The following is a 19371-nucleotide window of genomic DNA, read 5'->3' on the forward strand; positions in this document are numbered from 1 at the left end:
CGAGGACCGCCCGAAACCACCGATTCACCCGTGTCATCCCGAATCGGCTGTCATTCCTTGCTGAGATCAGTTCAGTGCATCCTCATCGAGGGTTGCCGTCCCGTCGGTTACGCCTGGAAATTCACTGGGAGAAGCGCCTGAACCGATCCACAGCGCGTGAAGGAGGCGGTTCATCTGGGACGCCCTGCGCGGGTCAAGATTTGTTTCATTAACTGTCAAGGCTGCGCTGGTCGCTTGGTAGGAGGCATTGCGTGCGCCAGAGAAGCCAGCGGCAACTTGACCACTAATCTCGCGGGCCCGGCTTGTCGTGATAACCCCACGTCCGCCTTGAAGTATCGCGTGAGTAAATAGCGCTACGACCGGCGCGGTGTCGCGTCTATCGGTGAAGGCCTCCAATCCATATGGATTGGTGACGAGAACACGGCTTTCTTTGGTACGTTCATGCAGTGCAGAGGCGCCTTCGTCATCCTGCTCCCGCATTGGCACGAGCGGCATGAGGATGGGTTTATCGCCAGCGAGAAGGTCGACGTCACGAAGCAGGTCCCAAACGCGGTATGACGTGCGCAGGAAAACGCGGCGATTTTCGGTTTGACCCGGCCATGATAGAACGAGGTCCGGCACAAAGGAGTGGTTGAAGTGATCGGTTGTCTCGATCTTCATCCGGCTGTCGGCGGCACGTAAATTTTCGACAACCGCTGCCTTGATAGCACTGATCCGATCCGATGGACTCTCGCCCACCAGGCCGGTTATGGTGTCACCGAACTGGCTCACATTAGTCCTTTCTCGATGCGAGAGGACACGATCAGAGCGCGATCTTGGTCGGAAATCAAGAGTTGTTCTTGTTTCTCGGAGAGAACGACAACCCAAAGGCGATCCTTGAGTTCGTTGATGAGGGAAGTGTCGATATGTGCTTGTGCTTCCACCTCATCCTCGATGCCGAAGAGCCGGCGACGATTGGCGATGCACCCCTTGGCGATCGCATCCGGGTCGCGCAACTGAGTCCAGCTCTTGATGCGAAACGGGTGCCACGTTAGGAACATAAACTGATTGGCCCAACGAGCATTCTCCCGCCAGGTCAGGTAGCACTTTGCAAGGAAGTCGTCATAATCATTTCCGAGGCTATCGCCGGAATAGTTCTTAACTTCGGCCATGAATGAATGATTGTCAAACGGCTTTCCGTAAAGAAATCCTCCAACGTCGAAGGAGTAGGGCTCCTGGCCAGCATGCGGCCAATTAAATTCGAGTCGGCCGCCGGCTATTTCGTCCTCGTTAGTCCATGATGCACGAGTCCGAGTGGTCGCGTCGAGCCAGCGCTTGGCGCGCTGCGCCCCGTCAGCACCCTTCTTGTGCATCGCTTCGCCGGGCATGGAGGGAGGTTACCGTGCGACAGGATGCAACCACAGCCACGGTGTAGGGCCACTGCAAAGCGGCCGGTTCGGGTAGCGGGCGTAGCGGCGGTTGGCGGCGGCGATGTTGGTGATGCCGGCGACGCGGAGCACCGGGCTGCGGGCGGGTGAACGGGTGGGTCAACTGTGGACGGTAGGCTGAGAACACCGGTAACCATCGATGATCCGCCACCGTCCGAGTCCTACCGCTACTGGGTTGCGAGACATCGATTGGCCCGACCGGGGATCAGCCAATCGCAATTATCCTGTTGCTGTCTGATCCCGTCCGGCCCATCCGAGGACAGCGGCGACGGCTCGCGGGTGCACGACCCCTTCGCGGACTACCTCGGTGTCGCCTGCGGTGCAGCGAACGATGGTGAGGTGGTTGGCGATGGGGCAGACGCCGCCGTCGACCACGATCGGGAGGTCGGCCTCCGTGCTGGCGACGAAGTTGAGTACCTCCTCAAGGGTGATCGACGGCGCAGTACCTTCTGTTCCGGAAACATTCGCGGACGTGGCTGCGATTGGGGCGGCGGTGAGGGTTGCCAACTCACCAAGGATGCCCGGCGCGACGGTGACGAGCGCTTCCGGCGCGCCTACCGCTTGGTGGCGTTCCCCTTCGGCTTGGTCACGCCAGGGTAGGAGCAGGGCGAGGTCGCCTGGCCAAAATGCCGCGGCGAGGAGCTCCGCATCCTTGCTCACGCGGAAACGCTGACGCACGGCTTCCGGGGATGGCGCGACGAACAGGAGAGACTTGTCCGGCGGCCTTCTCTTGGTGGTGAAAATGCGGGCGCAGGCATCGGGGTTCGACGCGTCGCAGCAGAGCATGTACCAGCGCTGTGTTGGAACGACCACGAGTCCGCCAGCTTCAATGGCGTGCGCCGCGAGAGCAAGGTCATTTGGCGTCACTATTTGCATTAATAGCCTCCGACTGGGTTGAATTGCGTGATCGATACGAAGTTCTTGTCGGCGAGGCATGAACGAGCGATGCTCAGCCAGGCTGCTGGATCAGACGCACGGACGGCCGACGCGGTCAGCGTTTCTTGAATGCTGCTATGCCTCCCGTCCCACAGGCGGATCAACGGTGTTTGAATGCGACGCAGTGCGGTAGCGAGTTGCTCGAGTCGGACCATGAGAGGGTGGCTTTTGGATGGCCGCTTCTCTCGAACCACGAGGTCGACCGCAGCGAGGGGGATAAGGTTCTCGCAAATGCTGTCCAGAAGTGCGAATCCCGCACATATTCGCGGGTTTATTTCGTGGACGGAATATGCAGTGGTTGAGACGGCGCCGTCGGCGCCGAATGCACCGACATAGTCGATTCGTTGCTGCACCTGTCGTGCGGCTGCGCGGACGGCTGAGCGGCAGGCCGCCTCCTGGCCACCTAGGCGTACTGGACGGATGACGCCGGGCGCGTGAAGACGCCAGCTTCGGCGGTCCCAGTAGACAAGGGCTTCGAAAGGGCCGAAGTCGACCACGTGATCCGACGTGAGGAATCCGTAGTAGGTACACGGAAGCCCGGCGTGAAGGGGTCCCACGATGAGATCGGCGCAATCCTCCGCGATGCTGGCAAGCAGTTGGCCGATCCTGATGGGTGACGCATCCTCCGGGAGGAGGTATGTGTGGCTAGCGCCGATTGCGAGTAGCCCGCGCGGTACCCCTTGGACAACAGTTGGGCCGCGCGTTACCTGCGCGATGATCGCCTCACGAATGTCGGTATGGTCCTCGATCCTGAGCAGTCGACGGTCTGAGGTGGCGAGTCCGAGTAGTCGGTATTGGACGTGCTTTCGCTCGGCGGCGAATTGTGACTCAAGTCGGGAGCCGAGCACCCGCCGTCCGCAGAAGCTGCGGACGGCCGTGTAGGAGCCGGCGTACACCAGTCCTCGGCCGTCATGGTCGAGTTCATCGACCTTCCGGACGAGGGCTTCGGACGGATCCGCCAGTAGTTGTTCCGCTGCGGCCAGGCGTGACGCGAGCGTCCCTGCAGCCTCAGGAAGTTCGACGCGGTGTATGGCAGCAGCGCCGGCGTCGGCGTCGGCGAAGAAGTCCTTCATCCCCCGGCTGGTGGCGGCGTTGCCCGTGAGGAGTACGACGTGACCGGAGACCAGGGGCCGCGCCATCTCCAGCGCCGCGATTCGCACAGCACGACTCGCCTGGTCCATGGGGTGATCAGGCCGTGACGGGGCGGATGGCCGGGTATTCCAGCCATGGGTCTCGGAGGGCCTCCAATCGTTGGCGTGCGTGCTGGGAGTGGCTGACCCGGAAGTAGGCCATGATGCGTGGCGCCGGTGAGGTGTTACGGCCGACGGCGTGGGGCACGAGGTGGTGCATGAGCAGCACGTCCCCGGGCGAGCCGAGCAGCGGGGTGCCATGTTCGGCGTCGATGCGCGGGGGCACCTGGTCCGTCATACCGATCGACCATTCGGTCCGGAACCATTCCGCCATGTCCACATGGCCACCGGGTACGTACCGCAACGCGCCGCCATCGGAATCGGCGATCTCGGAGAGCACGACGCCGACCAGAAGCGTGAAGGTCCGCAGTTCGCTGGCATCGAGATGCGGGCAGGCTACGCCGTCGACGTGCATTGCCTTCTCGGGCTGGGTGACGCCGGTGTCTGACTCGGGGACGCGGATCTGGATCTGCGCCGTGACGACCGGCTCGATCTCGGGTACGAGCGAGGTCACCAGATCCGCGACGCCGGATTCGTGGAACAGGGCGAGGACGTCGTGGTCATTGCCGAGGTCGGGGGCGAATGTGCGCTGGGTGTACGAGCTGATGAGGGCGGGATCCATCTCGGTGCGATACCAGCCGTCAACACTCGATCGGACGCGGTCGACGAGGTGGCCGGGGACGAAGGCACGGCGAACGACGGCGCCGTCTCGGACGAAGGCGGCCGTCTCCTGCGGGGTCAGTGCGGTCTGCATGGGTCCTCCCGGGGGCGCGGATTACGGATCAGGCTTGTTCAGGCGAGCCAGGATGTCGGGGCACCGGTCGAGGGCGCTGGCGATGATCTGTTCGCCGAGTTCGGCGGTCGCTCTCCTCGCGTTGCCGCCGATGATGCCGAGCTGGGACATGGCGGGGTTGTCGGAGTTCCATGGCCACGTGGTGCCTCGATCGAGCACCAGCCGGCGGGTGCCCTCGGCGTGGTCAGGGTCCGGCTCGTAGCTGTCCGGCAGACGTTCCAGGTGGACGTCGTCGGGGGCGAGGGCCAGCATCACCGATGTCTCGCGGAGGCCGGCGTGGACTTCGGGTAGTTCGCTGTCTGCGCGTACGGTGGCCAGCGAGCTGGGGTGGATCACGCAGACGTTGACGTCGTGCCGTCGGTGCAGGTCATAGATGACGGCTTCGAGGATGCCGCGGTTGCCGCCGTGCCCGTTGACGATGAGCAGGTTTCGGGCGGGCGTGGATCGGACGTATTCGCCACAGGTGGCGTCGATGAGGTCCGTGAGCACCCTGATAGGCAGCGTGATGGTGCCAGGGGCCCAGTCGTGCTCGGGAGACAGGCCGTACGGGATGGTGGGCATCATCCACAGGTCGTGGCTGTCGCCGTACTGGTGGACGAGTCTGGTGGTGAATTGCTCGGCGATCACCGTGTCGGTGTGCAGGGGCAGGTGGGGTCCATGCTGCTCGTACGAGCCGATCGGCAGGCAGAGAACCGATGCGGAAGTCAGCGCGTTGGTGATCTCGTCGGTGGTGAGCCGGCCGATCTGCCGGGCGAGGACGTGGCTCACGCTTGGCTCCGGCGGCCGATGCGGATGAGGAACTCGTTGTCCTCGTCGAAGGTGTCGTCGCTGCTGAATTCGGTCAGCGTGCGGGTGACGGTCGCCTCGAAGTCGGCGAGCCGGTCCCCGAACAGGTGGGGAGCGGCGAACGAGGTGGAGTAGAGGTAGCCGAGGATGCTCTCGGTGGACCACACCCGGTGGACGGGTACGCGGAATTCGTCGACCTGGTTGAATGCGGACTCTTCCATGATTTCGCTGTAGGGGCGGTTGTGGTGGTTGAAGACGCCCGCGCCGGCCCGGCGTTGTTCGCCCAGGAAGTCCTGGATGACGGAGCGGACCGCGGTTTTCCAGGGGCTGGAGGCCACCCAGAAGCTGTTGTCGCCGAAGATCGCCACCGCACCGTCATCGGCCACCTGGGAGGACAGTCGCTGCAGGACCGCGGCCTGGTCGAGCCAGTGGAACGCGCGGCAGATGGTGACCAGGTCGGCGTGCCAGTCCTGCGGCGGAGTGAACTCCTCCGCGGAGAAGCGCTGCAGAACCATCCGCGCTCCTTCCGGAACCATGGGGCGCATGGCCGTCTCGGCGGACGCCAGCATGTCGGCGTCGTTGTCGATCGCGATGATGTCGTCGAACTGGGTCAGCAGCGCCTCGACGACTAACCCGGTCCCGGTGCCGATGTCCAGCAGACGCCGGGGGTGCCGGTCGGGCACGGCGGCGGCGAGGATGTCGGCCACCTCCTGTGGGATCCCGGGGCGGTACTTGCGGTAGTGCTCGACGGTTCCAGCAAAGGTGCTCATCGGTGTCTCCCTGCGCAGATTTCCCTGACGTGTCCGGTGGCAGCGGCAAGATCGGTTGCCACCAGAACATTGGATTTGACGGCCTCGCTCGCTTCGGGCAGGGGACGGCCCCCGGAGATCCAGATGGCGCGTGCCCCGACCCGAGTAGCGCCGAGGATGTCGCACTCCCAATCATCCCCGATATGCACCATCTGCGTAGTATCGATGCGCCGCTGGGCCGCGACAGCCTCGAACGCGCGAGGGTCGGGCTTGGCGTACCCGATTCTGCAGGACGGGAAGTGGTCGTCCACCCACGGCGCCAGGAGCTGTCTCAACTGCGGCAGGTCCGCCTCCACACACGTGACGTTCGACAGCGTCACTACCGGCAGCAGGACGCTGATCTGTTCGAGTGCGGCAGCCGCGAACGTGAACAGACGTAGCGGCGTGGCGGTCGCGTGGCGCGGAAACGCCGTGACCGGGATCCGTAGTGTCCGGCACACCTCTTCGACTACCCGATCGGTGATGGCGGGTGCCGTGTGCAGTCGTTCGCGCAGCAGCCGCACGGCGTCGCGGCGTGCCAGCGGCGACGCGGCGACCAGGGCGGCCGTGATTCCGGGACTATCCGTGGTGCCGATCGTGCCGCCGACGTCCACCGTGACGAGCGCTGGTGCATTGGCCGAATGATCGCCGTCGTTGCTTTCAGGTTCTTCGGAGGCAGGGCTGTCCACTGACGCGACGGCGTCCGCGATGACGGCAATGCGGGCTTGGCGGATCGTTGCGGTGGTGGCTTCTTCCAGGAACGTCAGGGCGTAGCGCAACTCTGCCTCGTCGAGTAGGTCGAGCGTGCGGTGCCGCCGGGAGACCTCCAAGGCGAGGTCTTCAGGAATCGTGCGGCGCCGTGACCCATGCGACAGGTGCAGAACCCCGGAGTACATGTCCGCGGCGCCGGCCAGGGCTGTTGCCTCCACAGGGCGCAAGACGGTCACGTCGTCGAGGGTGATGATTCGTACGGGGATTCGCTGCTGACCGATGTCCAGAACGCCGGTAAGAAAGGTGTTGTATCCGACGAGTCGTTCGGTGAGTACGACCTGCGGGGTCCCGTCGCCGTCGCTGATGGATCCCTGGATCGGCAGGCTGTGGGCGGTTGCGGGCATCAGCGCCTCCGTGGGGTCGGGCCAAGCCCAGGTGCGCTCGGCACTACTACTTGCCCGCCCCCGCATTCGAGCGGGTCGGTGAACAGGAGCTGTCGGTGGGGTTCCCATTGCAGCTGGTACTCGACGGCGGCAATCGCCTCGGGGAACGCCGCCGCGAGGTGCACCGCCGGAAGTAGCGACCGACCGTGCGGGTACACCGGCACATTGGCCGCTGCTGCCTCGGCCACCAGGCCGGCCGCAACGGTGAGACCGCCGCAGCCGACGACATCGATGGTGAGCGCGCCGAGGTTGGGCAGCGCCAGCAGCTCTTTCGGGTCGTCGCCGAGATGAAGTCGCTCGCCGAGTGCCAGGGACGGGAATGCTGACGCGATATCGCTGTATCCGGCGCTGTCACAGGTCGCGAGAGGTTCTTCCAGCCAGATCATCTTCGCGTGGTCGACTTGTTCGCTGAATCCGAGCGCGAGTGTCGGGTCCCAGGTCCAGAGAGCGTCGAAAGCGGCAGGTGATCCCGTTGCCTCGGCGACTTGGTGGACGACGCCGGCCATGCGCTTCGCGTCGTCTGCGACGGGAAGGCCACGGCTACGGCGCAGGCTCCACTTGGTGAACTGCCAGTCCTGGCCGGCCACCCGCCGGATCGTTTCTGCGTCAGCAAGTTGCACGTCCAAGGTGAGCCAGGACGCGTACGCCGGGACGTGGCTCCGAGCCGCGGTGGAAAGCAGGGCTGCGACGGGTCTCTGCTCGATCCGTGCATGTGCGTCCCATACCGCGCAGTCGAGGGCGCCGATGGCCCAGGACGTGACGGCATCGCCCGACTTCGCGGAAGCTCCGTGGAGCGCGGACAACAGGCCCGAGTGATCGGTGACGTCCGTGCCGATAGCCGAGGCCGCCAGGCTGCCGTCGAGCGCGGTGGCGGCGGCTACGCTGACCGGTCCGTACCAGCCGATCTGACCGGCAGCGTGAACAGCGACGAGGTAGCCGTCGTCTCCGGGCCCCACCAGATCTGTGCAGTCGATGATCTCGACGTTGTCGATGTTCAAGTCGTTCATGTCCGCACCGCCTGGAGGCGTTCTGCCGCAGCGCACACACCGGCGACGTCCATCCCCATCGTCTCGGCCATCTCTCGCTGGCTCATCGGCCGCTCAGGCTCGTGCCATCCGATGACCTCGACCGGTCGGCGGAGCCGATTCTCGATCAGCCCCCAGACGGCGGCCGGGTGGCCGAGCGTGACGATCAGTAGCGGCGTAGCGGAGCCGAAGTAGCGATCGCTCTCCTCGGTCGACAGGCCCGCCGGCCATCTGCTGGGTTGGCCGAGGACCGTCAGGTCGTGCACGGCCACGACGCGAACGCGTGTCCCGTTACGGCGGCGTATCTCCGGAACAGCCTTGCTGATCACGGCGGCTGGTAGATCGCCGACTATCACCAGGGTCAGATCGGGTTCGTCGAGGTCGCTCAGGTGTGGCCAGACGGCGAGGCCACGTTCGAGTTCTTCGTCGATCGTCTCCATCGGTCGATTCGTAACGGTGTGTTTACCCGCGAGGATGACATTCAGCTTTCCGGTCGAGCAGAGTGCGTCGTCGACGGCTGCGGCCAGCCTGCCGGGGTCGGCGGGCGTCAGCACCCGCACCGCCGGTTCGCCGGTTGCGAGCAGTGCGGTGATCAAGGAGGGGTCGCCGTGGGTGTAGACGTTGTTCCAGCCGTACGAGGTCAACAGCAGGTTCAGGCTCGGTCGGCTGGGCGATGATCCGTTGATGAGGCGGCGCTGTTTGAGTAGTTGGACGAGCCCGGTCGTCAGCAGGGGCGCGAACGCTTCGTAGGAGATGAGTAGACCGCGTCGGCCCGTGGCGGTCCAGCCGGCCAGCCAGCCCAGGAGAACCTCTTCGGCGAGGATTTCGCTGACCCATGGTTCGTCAACGAGTTCACCGAGCCGGTTGGATCCCATCTCGTCGGGACTGAATACGCGGAGATCGCCGGTGGCAGCATGCCGCCGCAGGACCGTGGTCACCGCCTCGGAGAAGCTGCGGCCGTCCTGAAGGCTTACCGACCTGGCTCTCGATACCCGGGGGCGAACGACGCGAGGTGGGGTGTCACGCCGGATCAGGTTGAGGGCGTCGGCCAGCATTTCCCTTGGCGTGCCGTCCGTGTTGAACAGTTCAGCGGGCCGGTACGAGGACAGCCAAGCGGTAAGCGCAGCGAACTGCTCGGGCCGGTGTCGCGGGTCGGTGATGGGCGTCTTGTGGGCATTCGGTGAGTTCAGGACAGGACGTCCGGATACTTCTGACGGCCCGCTCCATCCCTTGACGCATCGCAGGAAGATCACCGTGCGTGTACCCGCGGCGGTGGCTGCCGCGGCGGCCTGGAGTGCGCGATGAAACTCTTGGTGCTCGTCGTGGCCGGCCGCGTCGACTCTCACCACGGCAGGTTTCCATCCGAGCGCGTCCGCGTATGCGCACAGACCGGCATCGTCCATGCGGCCGAGTTGCGACCTCCCGCCCATCCGATAGCCGTTGACGTGCACCAAGGGCAGGACGGGGCATGGTCCGGGCAATGCCTGCGCGGCCAGCCAGGAGGCTGCGGTCGTCGGCGTCTCGCATTCGCCGTCGCCCAGAATCGGCATCACCACCCGGTCGGGAATGTCGAGCGCCATGCCCTGCGCGAACGCGAGTGCGCCTCCAAGCTGTCCGCCGAGATAGGACCCGGCCGGCAACAGCGGCGACACCTCGGCGCCGAGTCCGCCGACGTCGGGGAAGGAGCGCACCAACCGGCTGAGGCCATCGGCGTCCGGTGAGAACTGGGGCCGGATGGCGGCCAGTTCTCCGGTTAGCCAGGCCATCGCGATCTGGACGACACCCGCGTGGCCTGCACCGAGAATGGGCATGATCTCGACGGAACCGCCGAGTGAGCCGATGGCGGCATGGCTCAGCGCGAAGGCGGTCCCGGGGACCGTTCCCCAGTGGCCAGCAGGATGGGGCTTGACCTGCTCAGGTACCAGGAGGTCCGGCGACAACGGGTTGGAGTTCAGATGAAGCTGAGCAACGCTCACGTAGGTGACGGCGCGCCACAGGGCGTCCGCGAACCGGGCAGCATCCCTCATCTCGCGCTACCAGCGGCGGTGTTGGTGATCAGCGGCTCGTCGCCGAACGTGAAATACCACAAGGGCCGGTAGCACTCCCAAGCTACGGGGCGCAGGCCGGTCGGTCCGACACTCGTCTCGATGGCTCGGCGAGCCTCCAGGTAGAAGGCGAGGTCATCGGCGGCCGGTGCCCGCAGGCCCGCCATGATCGAGTTGTGGGCCTGGTACACCTGGAAGTTCGGGAACTCGGTGATGTGCGGCGCAAGAGCGTCGATGCCCTCCGTCATTGTCGGCAGCGAATCCAGTCCGACGATGTAGGTGTAGGAAGTATCAAGGCCGGCGCGGCGGGCCAGCGCCAACAGATCCGGCATCTGCTCCACGAGCAGGGTGGCTTTGCTCGCCTTCAGCATCAGGTCGCGTCGGGTGAAGCACTCGGCGGTCAGCCGTAGGACGAACGGCGCAACATCTGCGGCGATCTGCTCGAATGCCTCGCCGCTGCGGATGACCGAGGTGAGGAATCCGATCCGGGCCGTGATCCGATGGCGAGAGCAGGCTGCCCGCAGCGCGACCAGGTGCTCGACAGCGGCCTGCTCCCTCTCGAAGCAGCCGGTGGATACCGTCACCTCGGCCAGTTCGGCGAGGCTTCGTCGGGGATGCTGTTCAACGAGCGCCGAGAGCAGTTCGTCAAGGGCTCTGTCCTCGGCCAGGCGCGGATCAGCTGCGGCTTCGAGCGTGTTGGGGCAGAAAGCGCAACCTGTGCAACGACTGCGTGCGTTCGGGTTGAGCGTGGCCGCCCGCCCACCGTCGCGGAAATAGCCTCCCACCGCCTCGTCGGCATCGATGCGCTCGACGTGCCCGATCAGCCGGCCCTGGATGACCAGGTCTTCGCCGGACAACTCGAACGGTGACTCGTGAGCGTTGAGCGGCACGATGACCTGCCAGGCGACGCTGGGCTCGCTGACGAGGCGCACCGCGACCCTCGCCCGGTGCCGATCCTGATCTGATGAGATTCCGTACAGGTTGATGGCGATCAGTAGCACGTCCTCAAGGGGCACCCGTTGCTCCATGGCGAGCCGTTCGATGTTTCGGATGTCAGCTACCGGGTTGCCGAGCGGTCGGAAGTTGCGTGTTACGGGCACCATCGCTGCTCCTCATCTAGTCGCGAACCGGCCGATTTCTTCGTAGATCCGAGCGGGCATGTTTTCTGGCGCCGGGAGGACGATCCTTGGTCCAGGCGACGCGATGCTTGCAGGACAATTCATTTTCGCTTTTCGTGGCACCATTCCCCTCCCTGAGTTGACTGCGTGGTCAAATAATCCGAGCTATCGCTCCGTACATTGCGGTGTCCGCCACCGAAGCAGCGGCTTGTGGTGATCTATCGGGGCGCCATCGCACGATTGGAACTACGCCGGGATCTATCAGGTCCAGTCCGTCAACGAAGCGCGCAACGTCAGCTCGCGTACGTGGCCGGAAAGTGCCTTGGTCGCCGCCGGTGCCGGTGAGCGCGGTCAGTTGCTCGATGACGTCTTCGGGAAGTGGGTCCAAGGTGGCGTGTGACAAGGCGATGTAGCTGCCGCTGGGCAGAGCAGCAACGAGCCGAGCTACTAGGTCGTATGGGTTCTCGTTGTCGTCGAGGAAGTGCAGAATGGCGATGAGTAGCAGCCCTACCGGTTCGGTCAGGTCGATGGTTGCTCGAACGGCGGGGTCGGCGAGGATCGTGTCGGGTGTGCGCAGATCCGCTTGTATGCAGGTGGTGGTGCCCTGCGGTGAGCTGGTCATCAACCCTCGGGCGTGGCTTACTACCATGGGGTCGTTGTCCACGTAGACAACCCGAGACGCTGGAATTATCTTCTGGGTTACTTCGTGAACGTTGGGCGACGTAGGAAGACCAGTGCCGATGTCAAGAAACTGTTTTACTCCGGCTTCGGCGGACAGAAAGGCGACGGCTCGGCGCAGAAATCTGTGGTTCTCCTGCGCCGCTGTGCGGATCTGCGGAAATGCCTTGGCGATCCGATCGGCGGATTCGCGGTCGGCGGCGAAGTTGTCTTTTCCTCCGAGCCAGTGGTCGTACCTTCTGGCAGGATGAGGTCGCGAGGTGTCTATCGCCGTCTGCGGCGTGCCGCCGTTGGCCAGAGCGCCGGACTCTCGCATCGTCATCTGGTTCTTCCTACGATCTCGTTGGTGCCGTTTCCGGTGGAGATATCCAGCGGTTCTGAGCAACGGGTGTTACGGGCTGCGGCGTGTGGACGTCAGTGCATGGCGGCCACGGCCAGGTCACCGCGGCCTGCGTCGACGGCGCGTACTACGGCGCTGACGGCCTGGTTGTCATGGTTGTCGGCAACGTGTTCGAGCCACGGGTTCAGATCGCGGACGGGCATGGCGTCGTACAGGAAGTCGGCCAGCTCCAGTGCTGCGACCAGGCCGCACAGGGCGGCGCATTCATCGCCGGGTGGGGTGGGCCGGTAGCGGGCGGTCTCGGCGTAATGGGCGACAGCGTCACGGATGTGAGCGCGCGCCCGTACGGCGAAGCCGTAGTGCACGGGTAGATGGGTTTCGGTCTTGACCAGTCCGGCCAGTCGGCGCCGCGTGGTTCGTTGAAGCAGTCCCACGGTGACCAGTGCGGCCCGGACCCGCTCGTACAGGTCAGCGGCGGCGAAGGAGCGGAGGACAGCGCGTAGCTGATCGGCGTCCCGATGGGTGCGGATGACCTGCTCGACGGTGGTCAGCGCGGCATCCCACAGGGTGTTGGCGGTGGGGCCGGACTGGCAGAGTGTCAACCGGCCGGGCTGGCGTTGCCATTGACGGCGGAAGTCGTCGTAGTGATAGCCGACCGCGACGTACTCCTTGAACGCAAGTTCGAGCAGGAGGGCGCCGGCCAGACCGAGTTCGAGGGACTGCTGGTTGATCAGCAGGTTGCCAGTGTCATCGTCGTGGGCGAGTAGATACAGCTCAGCGTGCAGGGGCAGGACGCCGCGTGGGTCGAGTCGGAAGTTGGTAGGCACGGGGTTGGCCTTGTCAGCAGTCGCGAACATGGTCATGGCGCGCCGGTCCCGGTGGCATCGGGGTGCGGCGTGGCGCGTAGCCGCTCGTGGGTGCCGCCGTAGAGGTCAGCGCCTCGGAGAAGGTGTTTGGGAAGGCTGGCGAGCATGGTGTAGTTCGGATCTACGACGTTGCCGACCGGTGCGGTGCCGGCCTGCGCGACGATCTGGTAGGCGTCGAGGGTGTCGAGGCCAGTCAGTTGGGCGGTCCAGCCGACCAGATCGTGTTGGCTGATCCGGAACGCGTCTTCGAGAGGGCGGGCACAGCCGACGGACATGATCGCGTTATCGGACTCGATCCGCGGCCACAGCGTCGGCACGCCTTTGATCACTTCGATGGCGATGGTGGTCGTCATAGCGACCTCGACCGCGACGCCGCTGGACTCTCCTTGGCCCTGGCGAGCGTGTCCGTCGCCGAGGCCGAGCATCGCTCCGTGCATGTTGACGCCGAGGTAAAGGGTGGTGCCGGCGCGTAGCTCCGGGGTGTCCATGTTCCCGCCGTGGGCGTCGCAGGTAATGGTGCTGCGGGCTTCGAAGGCGGCCGGGGCGACACCGACAGTGCCGTGCATCGCGTCCAGCGGCAGGTCCGCTGTGAAGTCTGAGTTGCGGGCGCGGTAGCGCACCAGTCCGGCCTCGGCGTCGATGTCGTAGAGCCAGACACGCTCCTCCAACGGTGGTTGCAGGGTGGCCGTGTGGGAGGTGGACGTGAGCGCCCCGAAATGCGGGAACGTGCTGGAGACCCCGGTCTTGCGGGCAGGCACGATCGACAGGAAATGGACGGCGAGGGTATCCCCGGGCTCCGTGTCCTCGATGAAGAACGGCCCGGTGACCGGGTTCAGGTATGGAAACGTGCAGACCTGGCTCGGAAGGTCGTCGACGGTGGTGACGGCGCCGCCGAAGCAGTCCTCGGTGAACATCGTCAGCACGTCGCCGGAGCGTAGGCTCGCCACCGGCGGGACCCCGCCGAACGTGTAGGACAGGTCCTTTGCCGTCGGGGTGTACGTGTGTTCTCCCATGAGCGTCACACCTCCTGACGTGCCGGGGTCGCCGGCTGTGACACGGGCGCGAAGCCGGATAGCTCCGGTCGACGCCCGGCCAGGTACAGACCGATGAGCACCAGGACGCCGAGGCCGATCCACACAAACCCGAGGCGCTGGGCGGCGACGTTCGCGTTCCAGACCACGAACCCGAGGATCGTCGCGCCGACCAGCGGCATCAGCAGGTGGGCGACCAGGTTGCGGCTGCGCTTCCGGATGACGTGGTAGACGATCACCGACAGGTGCAGCAGCAGGAACGCGGTTAACGCCCCGAAGTTGATCAGACTCGACAGCAGGGCGATCCCGTCGCCGCGCTGGTTCATGTAGAGGCCGAGCGCGAGCGAGACCGCGGCGACGAGCCAGATCGCGTTGCGCGGCACGTTGCGCTTGCGGGACACCTTCGCCAGAAACGCCGGGAGTTGCTTGTCGCGGGCCATCGCGTACAGCAGCCGGGAGATCGCGACCTGCGCCACCATCGAGTCCGGCAGACCCCAGGCGATGGCGGTCGCGACCGCGCACACGGTGGCCAGCCATGGTCCGGAAGCCACCTCAGCGGCCGTGTAGAACGCCGTCCCCGCCGGATCGCCGTTGGTGATCAACGCCTGCGTGTCGGGAGTCAGGATCGCCGCCACCCACGTTTGGGCGATGAACAGCAGACCGGCGACGAACAAGGCCCCGGCCATTGCCCGGCCGATCGCCTTCGAGCCGCCCTTGGCCTCCTCCGCGAGCATCGCGATGCCGTCGAACCCCAGGAAGGACAGCACCGCTACCGAGGTCGCCCCGAGCAGCAGCGACCAGCCGAACGTGTTCGGGTTGTACAGCGGCTCCCAGGTCCACCGGCCGGCCCCGGTGAGGATCGCCCACACGCCGAAGCCGAGGAAGATGAACAGGACGACCAGTTCGCCGATGAGCATGATCCAGGTGAACCGGGCGGTCATCCGGATCCCCATCGAGTTCACGATGGTGTTCGCCGCGACGAACCCGATCAACCACAGCCACACCGGGATAGCGGGCAGGGTGGCATTCATCGCGACCGCGGCGACCAGGTACAGCAGCGAGGGCACCAGGATGTAGTCGAGCATGATCGCCCATCCGGCCACGAACCCGACCGGGGCACCGATGCCCCGGCCGACGTAGTTGTAGACCGACCCGGACAGCGGGAACGCCTTCACCATCTGCGCGTACGAGAATGCGGTGAAAACCAGCGCGACCACGCCGATCGCATAGGCTCCGACCACCATGCCGCCGGAGGCGGAGAACACCGCGCCGAAGATCGCCATCGGCGCGATCGGGACCATGAAGATGAGGCCGTAGGCAAGCAGGTCACGGAACCGCAGCGCGCGCCGCAACTCCTGCTGATAGCCGAACCGCTGTAACTCCTCGACCGGATACGACACCGGGGATGTCCCTTCATTGACTCTGTATGGGGGGGTTCGAGTCCGCCCTCGGGAAAGATGGCGAACGCAAGTTCCAGGGGTATGGGGCGAGTCGCACCAGGTGGGCCGCGCTACCCGCCGCCGCGCTCCGCTGGCAGCGACGGCGGGCGCGGCCTACATGCGGCGGACGAATCGCACGTCGTCGACCGTCCCGCCGACCTCGATCCGGGAATACAGGTGGGACAGCGCCTCGGGCGGTTTCATCGACCCGCCCGGCGTGGCCGTGCGCGGAGCGCGAGAAACCGCCTCCGCACGCACGAGCCGTTCGATGTTGTCCGCGTCGAGCGGCCGGAGGCGGCATCCGCATACCGACAGGTACTCACGCTTCGACGCCGGCGAACTCGAGCGACAAAACCGGGCACCGCAGCGGCAGAAGAGCAGGCCGCACAGCGGATACGATCCGGTCGACTCGGCTCGCCGCATGATCTCGTCATTGGTCGCGCGCACTCTCGGCTCCTTCACTGCTGGCGCCAGTGCGTACCGATGAGGCACCTGGGGTTCACGGCCGCGAGGCTGGTCGCGCCGGGAGAAGGCGGACCAACCGCGCGGCCGGGTCCGGCCATCGCGCTCGGGGGAAGGCTGTGACCGGACAGGAGTGGAGAACGCGACCCCTGCCGTTGCGCACCGGCCGACTACCGCAACGTGCGGGCCATCGGTGCCGGAGCACTGGGGCATGTCATCGCCAGCAGGGTCGACGTCGGGTACCGCAGCGCCGTTGCGACATGCGGTCGGTGACCCACTGGCAGTCATCACGTCCTCCTCGCTGGCAAGCGGATCCTTGGGTTGCTACGCCGCGACAGTCCGGCGAGCGCCCGCTGAGCAGGCCATCGATATGTCGCGTGTGGTGTGCCTACGATCACCGACAGTCGGCAGAGTCGGAACCCCGAATTACCGGGAGTTTTAGTAGGAGAGTTACCGGGAGAACGCTCCCTGAGCTGCTCTTTTGCGGGAAGGGTAGGACTCGGTTAGCGCTCCTGTGCGCGAATCCGGGGTTACGCTCTGGCCACACCGGACGATGCCGCACGGCCCCGACAGTCGCGGTGTTGTTCACGTTGCTCAGTCCGCGCCGGAGGAATCCTCGATGGTCAGCCCCTACGTTCGACGGCGTCGCCTCGCAGCTGAACTGATCCAGCTACGTGAGGAACACGGCTACTCGACAGTCCGGCTAGCGACAACCGTCCGAATGTCTCGGCAACGGATCAGCCAGCTCCAGAACGGGCACGTCCGTCCGGCTGACGACGAGATCGCCCGCATCCTTGACGTCCTCCGAGTCGGCGAACGCCGCCGGGAACAAATCATGTCCATAGCCAGGGACGCCCGGGAACGTGGCTGGTGGGAGAAGTTCCGCGACGAGATGGGACCGCAGCAGGCTCTGTACGCCGACTTGGAAGCTGGCGCCCGCTCGATCGCCGAGTACCACCTGACGCTGCTGCCCGGCCTACTCCAGATTCCGGAGTTCACCGAGGTTCGCGCTCGCGCCAATCGCGGCATCCGGCCCGAGGCGTTCGATCCGACCCGCGCGTTGGAAGCCCGCGCTGTCCGGCAACGCATCCTCGATCGAGCGGACGGGCCCAGCTACGAGGTCATCATCGATGAGCTTGCGATACGCCGACCTGCGGCACCGCCTGGTGTGACCAGAGCCCAGCTTCTTCACCTCGCTCGGATGGGACGTGAGCGGCGGAAGGTCACCATCCGAGTCCTGCCGCTGCCGGCCGCCTTGCCTGGGTACGTTGTGCCCAAGTCGGCCTTCTTCACATATCGCTTCCCGGACCCGAAGGATCCGACCGTTGTCGCCGTCGACACCGACGGCGAGGATCTGGTCCTCACGACACCGGCCCAGACCGGCCACTACGTCGACCTGTATCAGCGCCTTCAACAGGCGGCGCTGGACCCCACCAGCAGCCTTGATCTCCTCGCCGCAGCGGCCGAGGATTTGTCCGACCATGCAGGGAGCAGACCATGAGTCTCAGCAAGTTCGCGAACTGGTTCAAGAGCAGCTACAGCGATGGCGCCAGCAACTGCGTCGAGGTGGCCTTCGCCGATGACGGGACAGTCGGCCTGCGCGATAGCAAGAACCGCAAGGGCCCCGTCCTCGAGTTCAACCGGGGCGAGTGGGCCGCATTTATAGAGGGAGTCCAATCCGGAGAGTTCGAGCGCTGACGGTCCCCGCAGGCCGGAGAGTTGATGCGTCATCTCGTCGAAAGGTGAGACGTTGTGGACGACGGAAGTAGCCCCAACACCAAACTGATCGATGCTCGGGGCCGTACGAAGTCCCCAACTGGCTCCGGCCGTCCCATGTCGCGGCAGGAGCTGGCGGAGGCAGTCAACGCCTGGCAGTGGTCCCGATACGAACGCGACGATCGGCTGGACGAAACCGACATCGGCAAGCTCGAACGCGGTGAGATTCGCTGGCCTGGCCGGACCCGCAGGGAAGGCTTCCGAGCCGTCCTCGGCGCGACGACCGACGCAGAACTGGGTTTCTTCCGAGCCAGACGCAACCGCTCTTTGGATGCGGCCGTATCGGTGGCCCAAGTTCCATTGCCGCCGCCCTTGATGACCAGCACAGTGCTGACCCTGCGTGGGCCTGGATCACCCCCGGCCATGGAGAATGTGCTGCGGTCCGCCGGTGGGCAGTTCTTCGACGGCGAGTCGATAGACACCCGAACCTACCCCGCCGTCGATGACGGACGGATTCTGGCGGCGGTCCCGGCCGACTTCGCGGCGAGCCGATTTCTCACCCGAGCCCGACGGGGCCTGGTGGTCGGAGCCATTGCGGATGACGGCGGCGCTACGGGCTACGGCCTTGACACCCGGCAGGCTCGTCGACGCCTGGCGAAGGCCGGTCCTGGATCACGCCTGCTGATCCCGCCCGCATATGTTCTGGATGACGTGACAGTCGGGATTCTCTGGGCAGTGGTCAACCTGGACGAGCCACTACTCAATGACGACTCCCTGCTTCATGATCTTCAGCAGGATCTCCTGCCCTACGAGTCAATGCCGAGCTCGTCGCTTGGGCGAGATCTCGCCTCGGAGTTGACCGCGGTGTCCCAGATGTGGATAGGCAGCTACTTCTGCGCTCACCACATCCTTCGCCACCTCGACGGCCTCGCCGGCATCCCGGAGTTCTGGACACGCGAGCAGCGCGGCGAAGAGGCCAGTACCTGGCTTCTGTTCCGGCACAAGTACGACTATCTACAGGCGATAGCCGAGCGGTTCGCCGGTGAACCGATGACCCGCGCGTTCTGCATCCCGCCGGACGCGGTCGTCGCCTCGCCGCACGGTGAACGCATCCTGCTCCTTCTCAGTGCCGCCCTGATGGAGTCGTTCGGCATCCAGGTCAACGTCTGTACTGAGACTGAGTACGCGGCGGTCGAGGGCTTCGTTCTCGACCGGGGCCGCGAGGCCATCGTGGCGAACTGGGTCGGTGCCGACGGGATCTGGCAGGTCGGTGTGACCACCGATCGCCCTTCCGTACGCGACTACGGCGAGATCGCCGCTTACACCGGGGCGCACTCCGCCATCACGGGCCCGTCCGCCGGCCGTCGACTCCGGATGCTGGCCGACTACCTGGAACTGGACTGGGTGTGGCTCGTCGAGCGCTGTCGGCAGTTGGGCGAGCACGGATGTAGCGGATTCGCCGCGCCCCGAAGCCGACTACTTTCCGTTGCAGGTGTTGACCGCGCCTGCCAGTACGTGGGCGAAGTCGGCATGATCAGCCGATAGGCTCCGATTATCCGTTCCTTGAGGTGGAGGAC

Annotated in this window: 19 protein-coding genes; 3 read left to right on the forward strand and 16 right to left on the reverse strand. The window is 65.3% G+C overall.

The features are described 5' to 3' along the window. Positions 1-66: 66 nt before the first annotated feature. The 16 genes from LXN57_RS44140 to LXN57_RS44215 form a co-directional block, all read right to left on the reverse strand. Positions 67-771, reverse strand: coding sequence for a hypothetical protein (locus tag LXN57_RS44140; protein WP_251804292.1), 705 nt, complete (start codon positions 769-771; stop codon positions 67-69). Further along, positions 768-1367 carry a hypothetical protein gene (locus LXN57_RS44145; protein ID WP_203819982.1) on the reverse strand — a complete coding sequence of 200 codons (600 nt, stop codon included), beginning with the start codon at positions 1365-1367 and terminating at the stop codon, positions 768-770. The genes LXN57_RS44140 and LXN57_RS44145 overlap by 4 nt, the downstream gene beginning before the upstream one ends. Before the next feature lie 279 nt (positions 1368-1646). Further along, positions 1647-2303, reverse strand: a complete 657-nt coding sequence (locus LXN57_RS44150) for an L-threonylcarbamoyladenylate synthase (protein WP_251804293.1) — start codon at positions 2301-2303, stop codon at positions 1647-1649. Then, a complete protein-coding gene (locus tag LXN57_RS44155; RefSeq protein ID WP_251804294.1) occupies positions 2303-3544 on the reverse strand; it encodes a hypothetical protein in 1242 nt (413 codons plus the stop codon). The genes LXN57_RS44150 and LXN57_RS44155 overlap by 1 nt, the downstream gene beginning before the upstream one ends. Before the next feature lie 7 nt (positions 3545-3551). After that, positions 3552-4307, reverse strand: a complete 756-nt coding sequence (locus LXN57_RS44160; RefSeq protein ID WP_251804295.1) for a phytanoyl-CoA dioxygenase family protein — start codon at positions 4305-4307, stop codon at positions 3552-3554. 21 nt (positions 4308-4328) lie between these two features. After that, on the reverse strand, positions 4329-5114 hold the full coding sequence (locus LXN57_RS44165; protein WP_251804296.1) for a creatininase family protein: 786 nt from the start codon (positions 5112-5114) through the stop codon (positions 4329-4331). Continuing rightward, positions 5111-5902, reverse strand: coding sequence for a class I SAM-dependent methyltransferase (locus LXN57_RS44170; protein WP_251804297.1), 792 nt, complete (start codon positions 5900-5902; stop codon positions 5111-5113). Before LXN57_RS44170 ends, LXN57_RS44165 begins: the two co-directional genes overlap by 4 nt. Next, positions 5899-7035, reverse strand: a complete 1137-nt coding sequence (locus LXN57_RS44175) for an HAD family hydrolase (RefSeq protein ID WP_251804298.1) — start codon at positions 7033-7035, stop codon at positions 5899-5901. The genes LXN57_RS44170 and LXN57_RS44175 overlap by 4 nt, the downstream gene beginning before the upstream one ends. Further along, a complete protein-coding gene (locus tag LXN57_RS44180; RefSeq protein WP_251804299.1) occupies positions 7035-8081 on the reverse strand; it encodes an enolase C-terminal domain-like protein in 1047 nt (348 codons plus the stop codon). Before LXN57_RS44180 ends, LXN57_RS44175 begins: the two co-directional genes overlap by 1 nt. Next, on the reverse strand, positions 8078-10126 hold the full coding sequence (locus tag LXN57_RS44185) for a phosphoketolase family protein (protein ID WP_251804300.1): 2049 nt from the start codon (positions 10124-10126) through the stop codon (positions 8078-8080). Before LXN57_RS44185 ends, LXN57_RS44180 begins: the two co-directional genes overlap by 4 nt. Next, the gene (locus LXN57_RS44190) at positions 10123-11247 is read right to left on the reverse strand and encodes a hypothetical protein (RefSeq protein ID WP_251804301.1); all 1125 of its coding nucleotides are present in this window, start codon (positions 11245-11247) and stop codon (positions 10123-10125) included. The genes LXN57_RS44185 and LXN57_RS44190 overlap by 4 nt, the downstream gene beginning before the upstream one ends. A 166-nt stretch (positions 11248-11413) precedes the next feature. Continuing rightward, on the reverse strand, positions 11414-12262 hold the full coding sequence (locus tag LXN57_RS44195) for an SAM-dependent methyltransferase (protein WP_251804302.1): 849 nt from the start codon (positions 12260-12262) through the stop codon (positions 11414-11416). A 92-nt stretch (positions 12263-12354) separates the two neighbouring features. Then, entirely contained in the window at positions 12355-13107 is a 753-nt protein-coding gene (locus LXN57_RS44200; protein WP_251804303.1) for a GOLPH3/VPS74 family protein, read from the reverse strand. Between the two features lie 32 nt (positions 13108-13139). After that, positions 13140-14168 carry an acetamidase/formamidase family protein gene (locus tag LXN57_RS44205; RefSeq protein ID WP_438872984.1) on the reverse strand — a complete coding sequence of 343 codons (1029 nt, stop codon included), beginning with the start codon at positions 14166-14168 and terminating at the stop codon, positions 13140-13142. Further along, a complete protein-coding gene (locus LXN57_RS44210; protein WP_251804305.1) occupies positions 14165-15577 on the reverse strand; it encodes an APC family permease in 1413 nt (470 codons plus the stop codon). The genes LXN57_RS44205 and LXN57_RS44210 overlap by 4 nt, the downstream gene beginning before the upstream one ends. A gap of 153 nt (positions 15578-15730) precedes the next feature. Then, the gene (locus LXN57_RS44215; protein WP_251804306.1) at positions 15731-16063 is read right to left on the reverse strand and encodes a hypothetical protein; all 333 of its coding nucleotides are present in this window, start codon (positions 16061-16063) and stop codon (positions 15731-15733) included. A gap of 634 nt (positions 16064-16697) precedes the next feature. Between LXN57_RS44215 and LXN57_RS44220 the strand changes: the two genes are divergently transcribed. From LXN57_RS44220 to LXN57_RS44230, 3 genes are read left to right on the forward strand one after another with little or no spacing between them, the layout of a single operon-like run. Continuing rightward, the gene (locus LXN57_RS44220) at positions 16698-17579 is read left to right on the forward strand and encodes a helix-turn-helix domain-containing protein (protein ID WP_251804307.1); all 882 of its coding nucleotides are present in this window, start codon (positions 16698-16700) and stop codon (positions 17577-17579) included. Beyond that, positions 17576-17776, forward strand: a complete 201-nt coding sequence (locus tag LXN57_RS44225) for a DUF397 domain-containing protein (RefSeq protein WP_203819967.1) — start codon at positions 17576-17578, stop codon at positions 17774-17776. Before LXN57_RS44220 ends, LXN57_RS44225 begins: the two co-directional genes overlap by 4 nt. A gap of 54 nt (positions 17777-17830) precedes the next feature. Further along, the gene (locus tag LXN57_RS44230; protein ID WP_251804308.1) at positions 17831-19339 is read left to right on the forward strand and encodes an XRE family transcriptional regulator; all 1509 of its coding nucleotides are present in this window, start codon (positions 17831-17833) and stop codon (positions 19337-19339) included. The last annotated feature ends 32 nt before the right edge of the window (positions 19340-19371 follow it).

The sequence above is a fragment of the Paractinoplanes hotanensis genome, from assembly GCF_023717965.1.
GTDB classification, from domain to species: Bacteria; Actinomycetota; Actinomycetes; order Mycobacteriales; family Micromonosporaceae; genus Actinoplanes; species Actinoplanes polyasparticus.

Coding starts and splice junctions, on each gene's coding strand:
- LXN57_RS44185 (WP_251804300.1), bottom strand. CDS start 10,126: ATGAGGGATGCTGCCCGGTTCGCGGACGCCCTGTGGCGCGCCGTCACC.
- LXN57_RS44225 (WP_203819967.1), top strand. CDS start 17,576: ATGAGTCTCAGCAAGTTCGCGAACTGGTTCAAGAGCAGCTACAGCGAT.
- LXN57_RS44155 (WP_251804294.1), bottom strand. CDS start 3,544: ATGGACCAGGCGAGTCGTGCTGTGCGAATCGCGGCGCTGGAGATGGCG.
- LXN57_RS44180 (WP_251804299.1), bottom strand. CDS start 8,081: ATGAACGACTTGAACATCGACAACGTCGAGATCATCGACTGCACAGAT.
- LXN57_RS44150 (WP_251804293.1), bottom strand. CDS start 2,303: ATGCAAATAGTGACGCCAAATGACCTTGCTCTCGCGGCGCACGCCATT.
- LXN57_RS44160 (WP_251804295.1), bottom strand. CDS start 4,307: ATGCAGACCGCACTGACCCCGCAGGAGACGGCCGCCTTCGTCCGAGAC.
- LXN57_RS44190 (WP_251804301.1), bottom strand. CDS start 11,247: ATGGTGCCCGTAACACGCAACTTCCGACCGCTCGGCAACCCGGTAGCT.
- LXN57_RS44175 (WP_251804298.1), bottom strand. CDS start 7,035: ATGCCCGCAACCGCCCACAGCCTGCCGATCCAGGGATCCATCAGCGAC.
- LXN57_RS44195 (WP_251804302.1), bottom strand. CDS start 12,262: ATGACGATGCGAGAGTCCGGCGCTCTGGCCAACGGCGGCACGCCGCAG.
- LXN57_RS44170 (WP_251804297.1), bottom strand. CDS start 5,902: ATGAGCACCTTTGCTGGAACCGTCGAGCACTACCGCAAGTACCGCCCC.
- LXN57_RS44220 (WP_251804307.1), top strand. CDS start 16,698: ATGGTCAGCCCCTACGTTCGACGGCGTCGCCTCGCAGCTGAACTGATC.
- LXN57_RS44145 (WP_203819982.1), bottom strand. CDS start 1,367: ATGCCCGGCGAAGCGATGCACAAGAAGGGTGCTGACGGGGCGCAGCGC.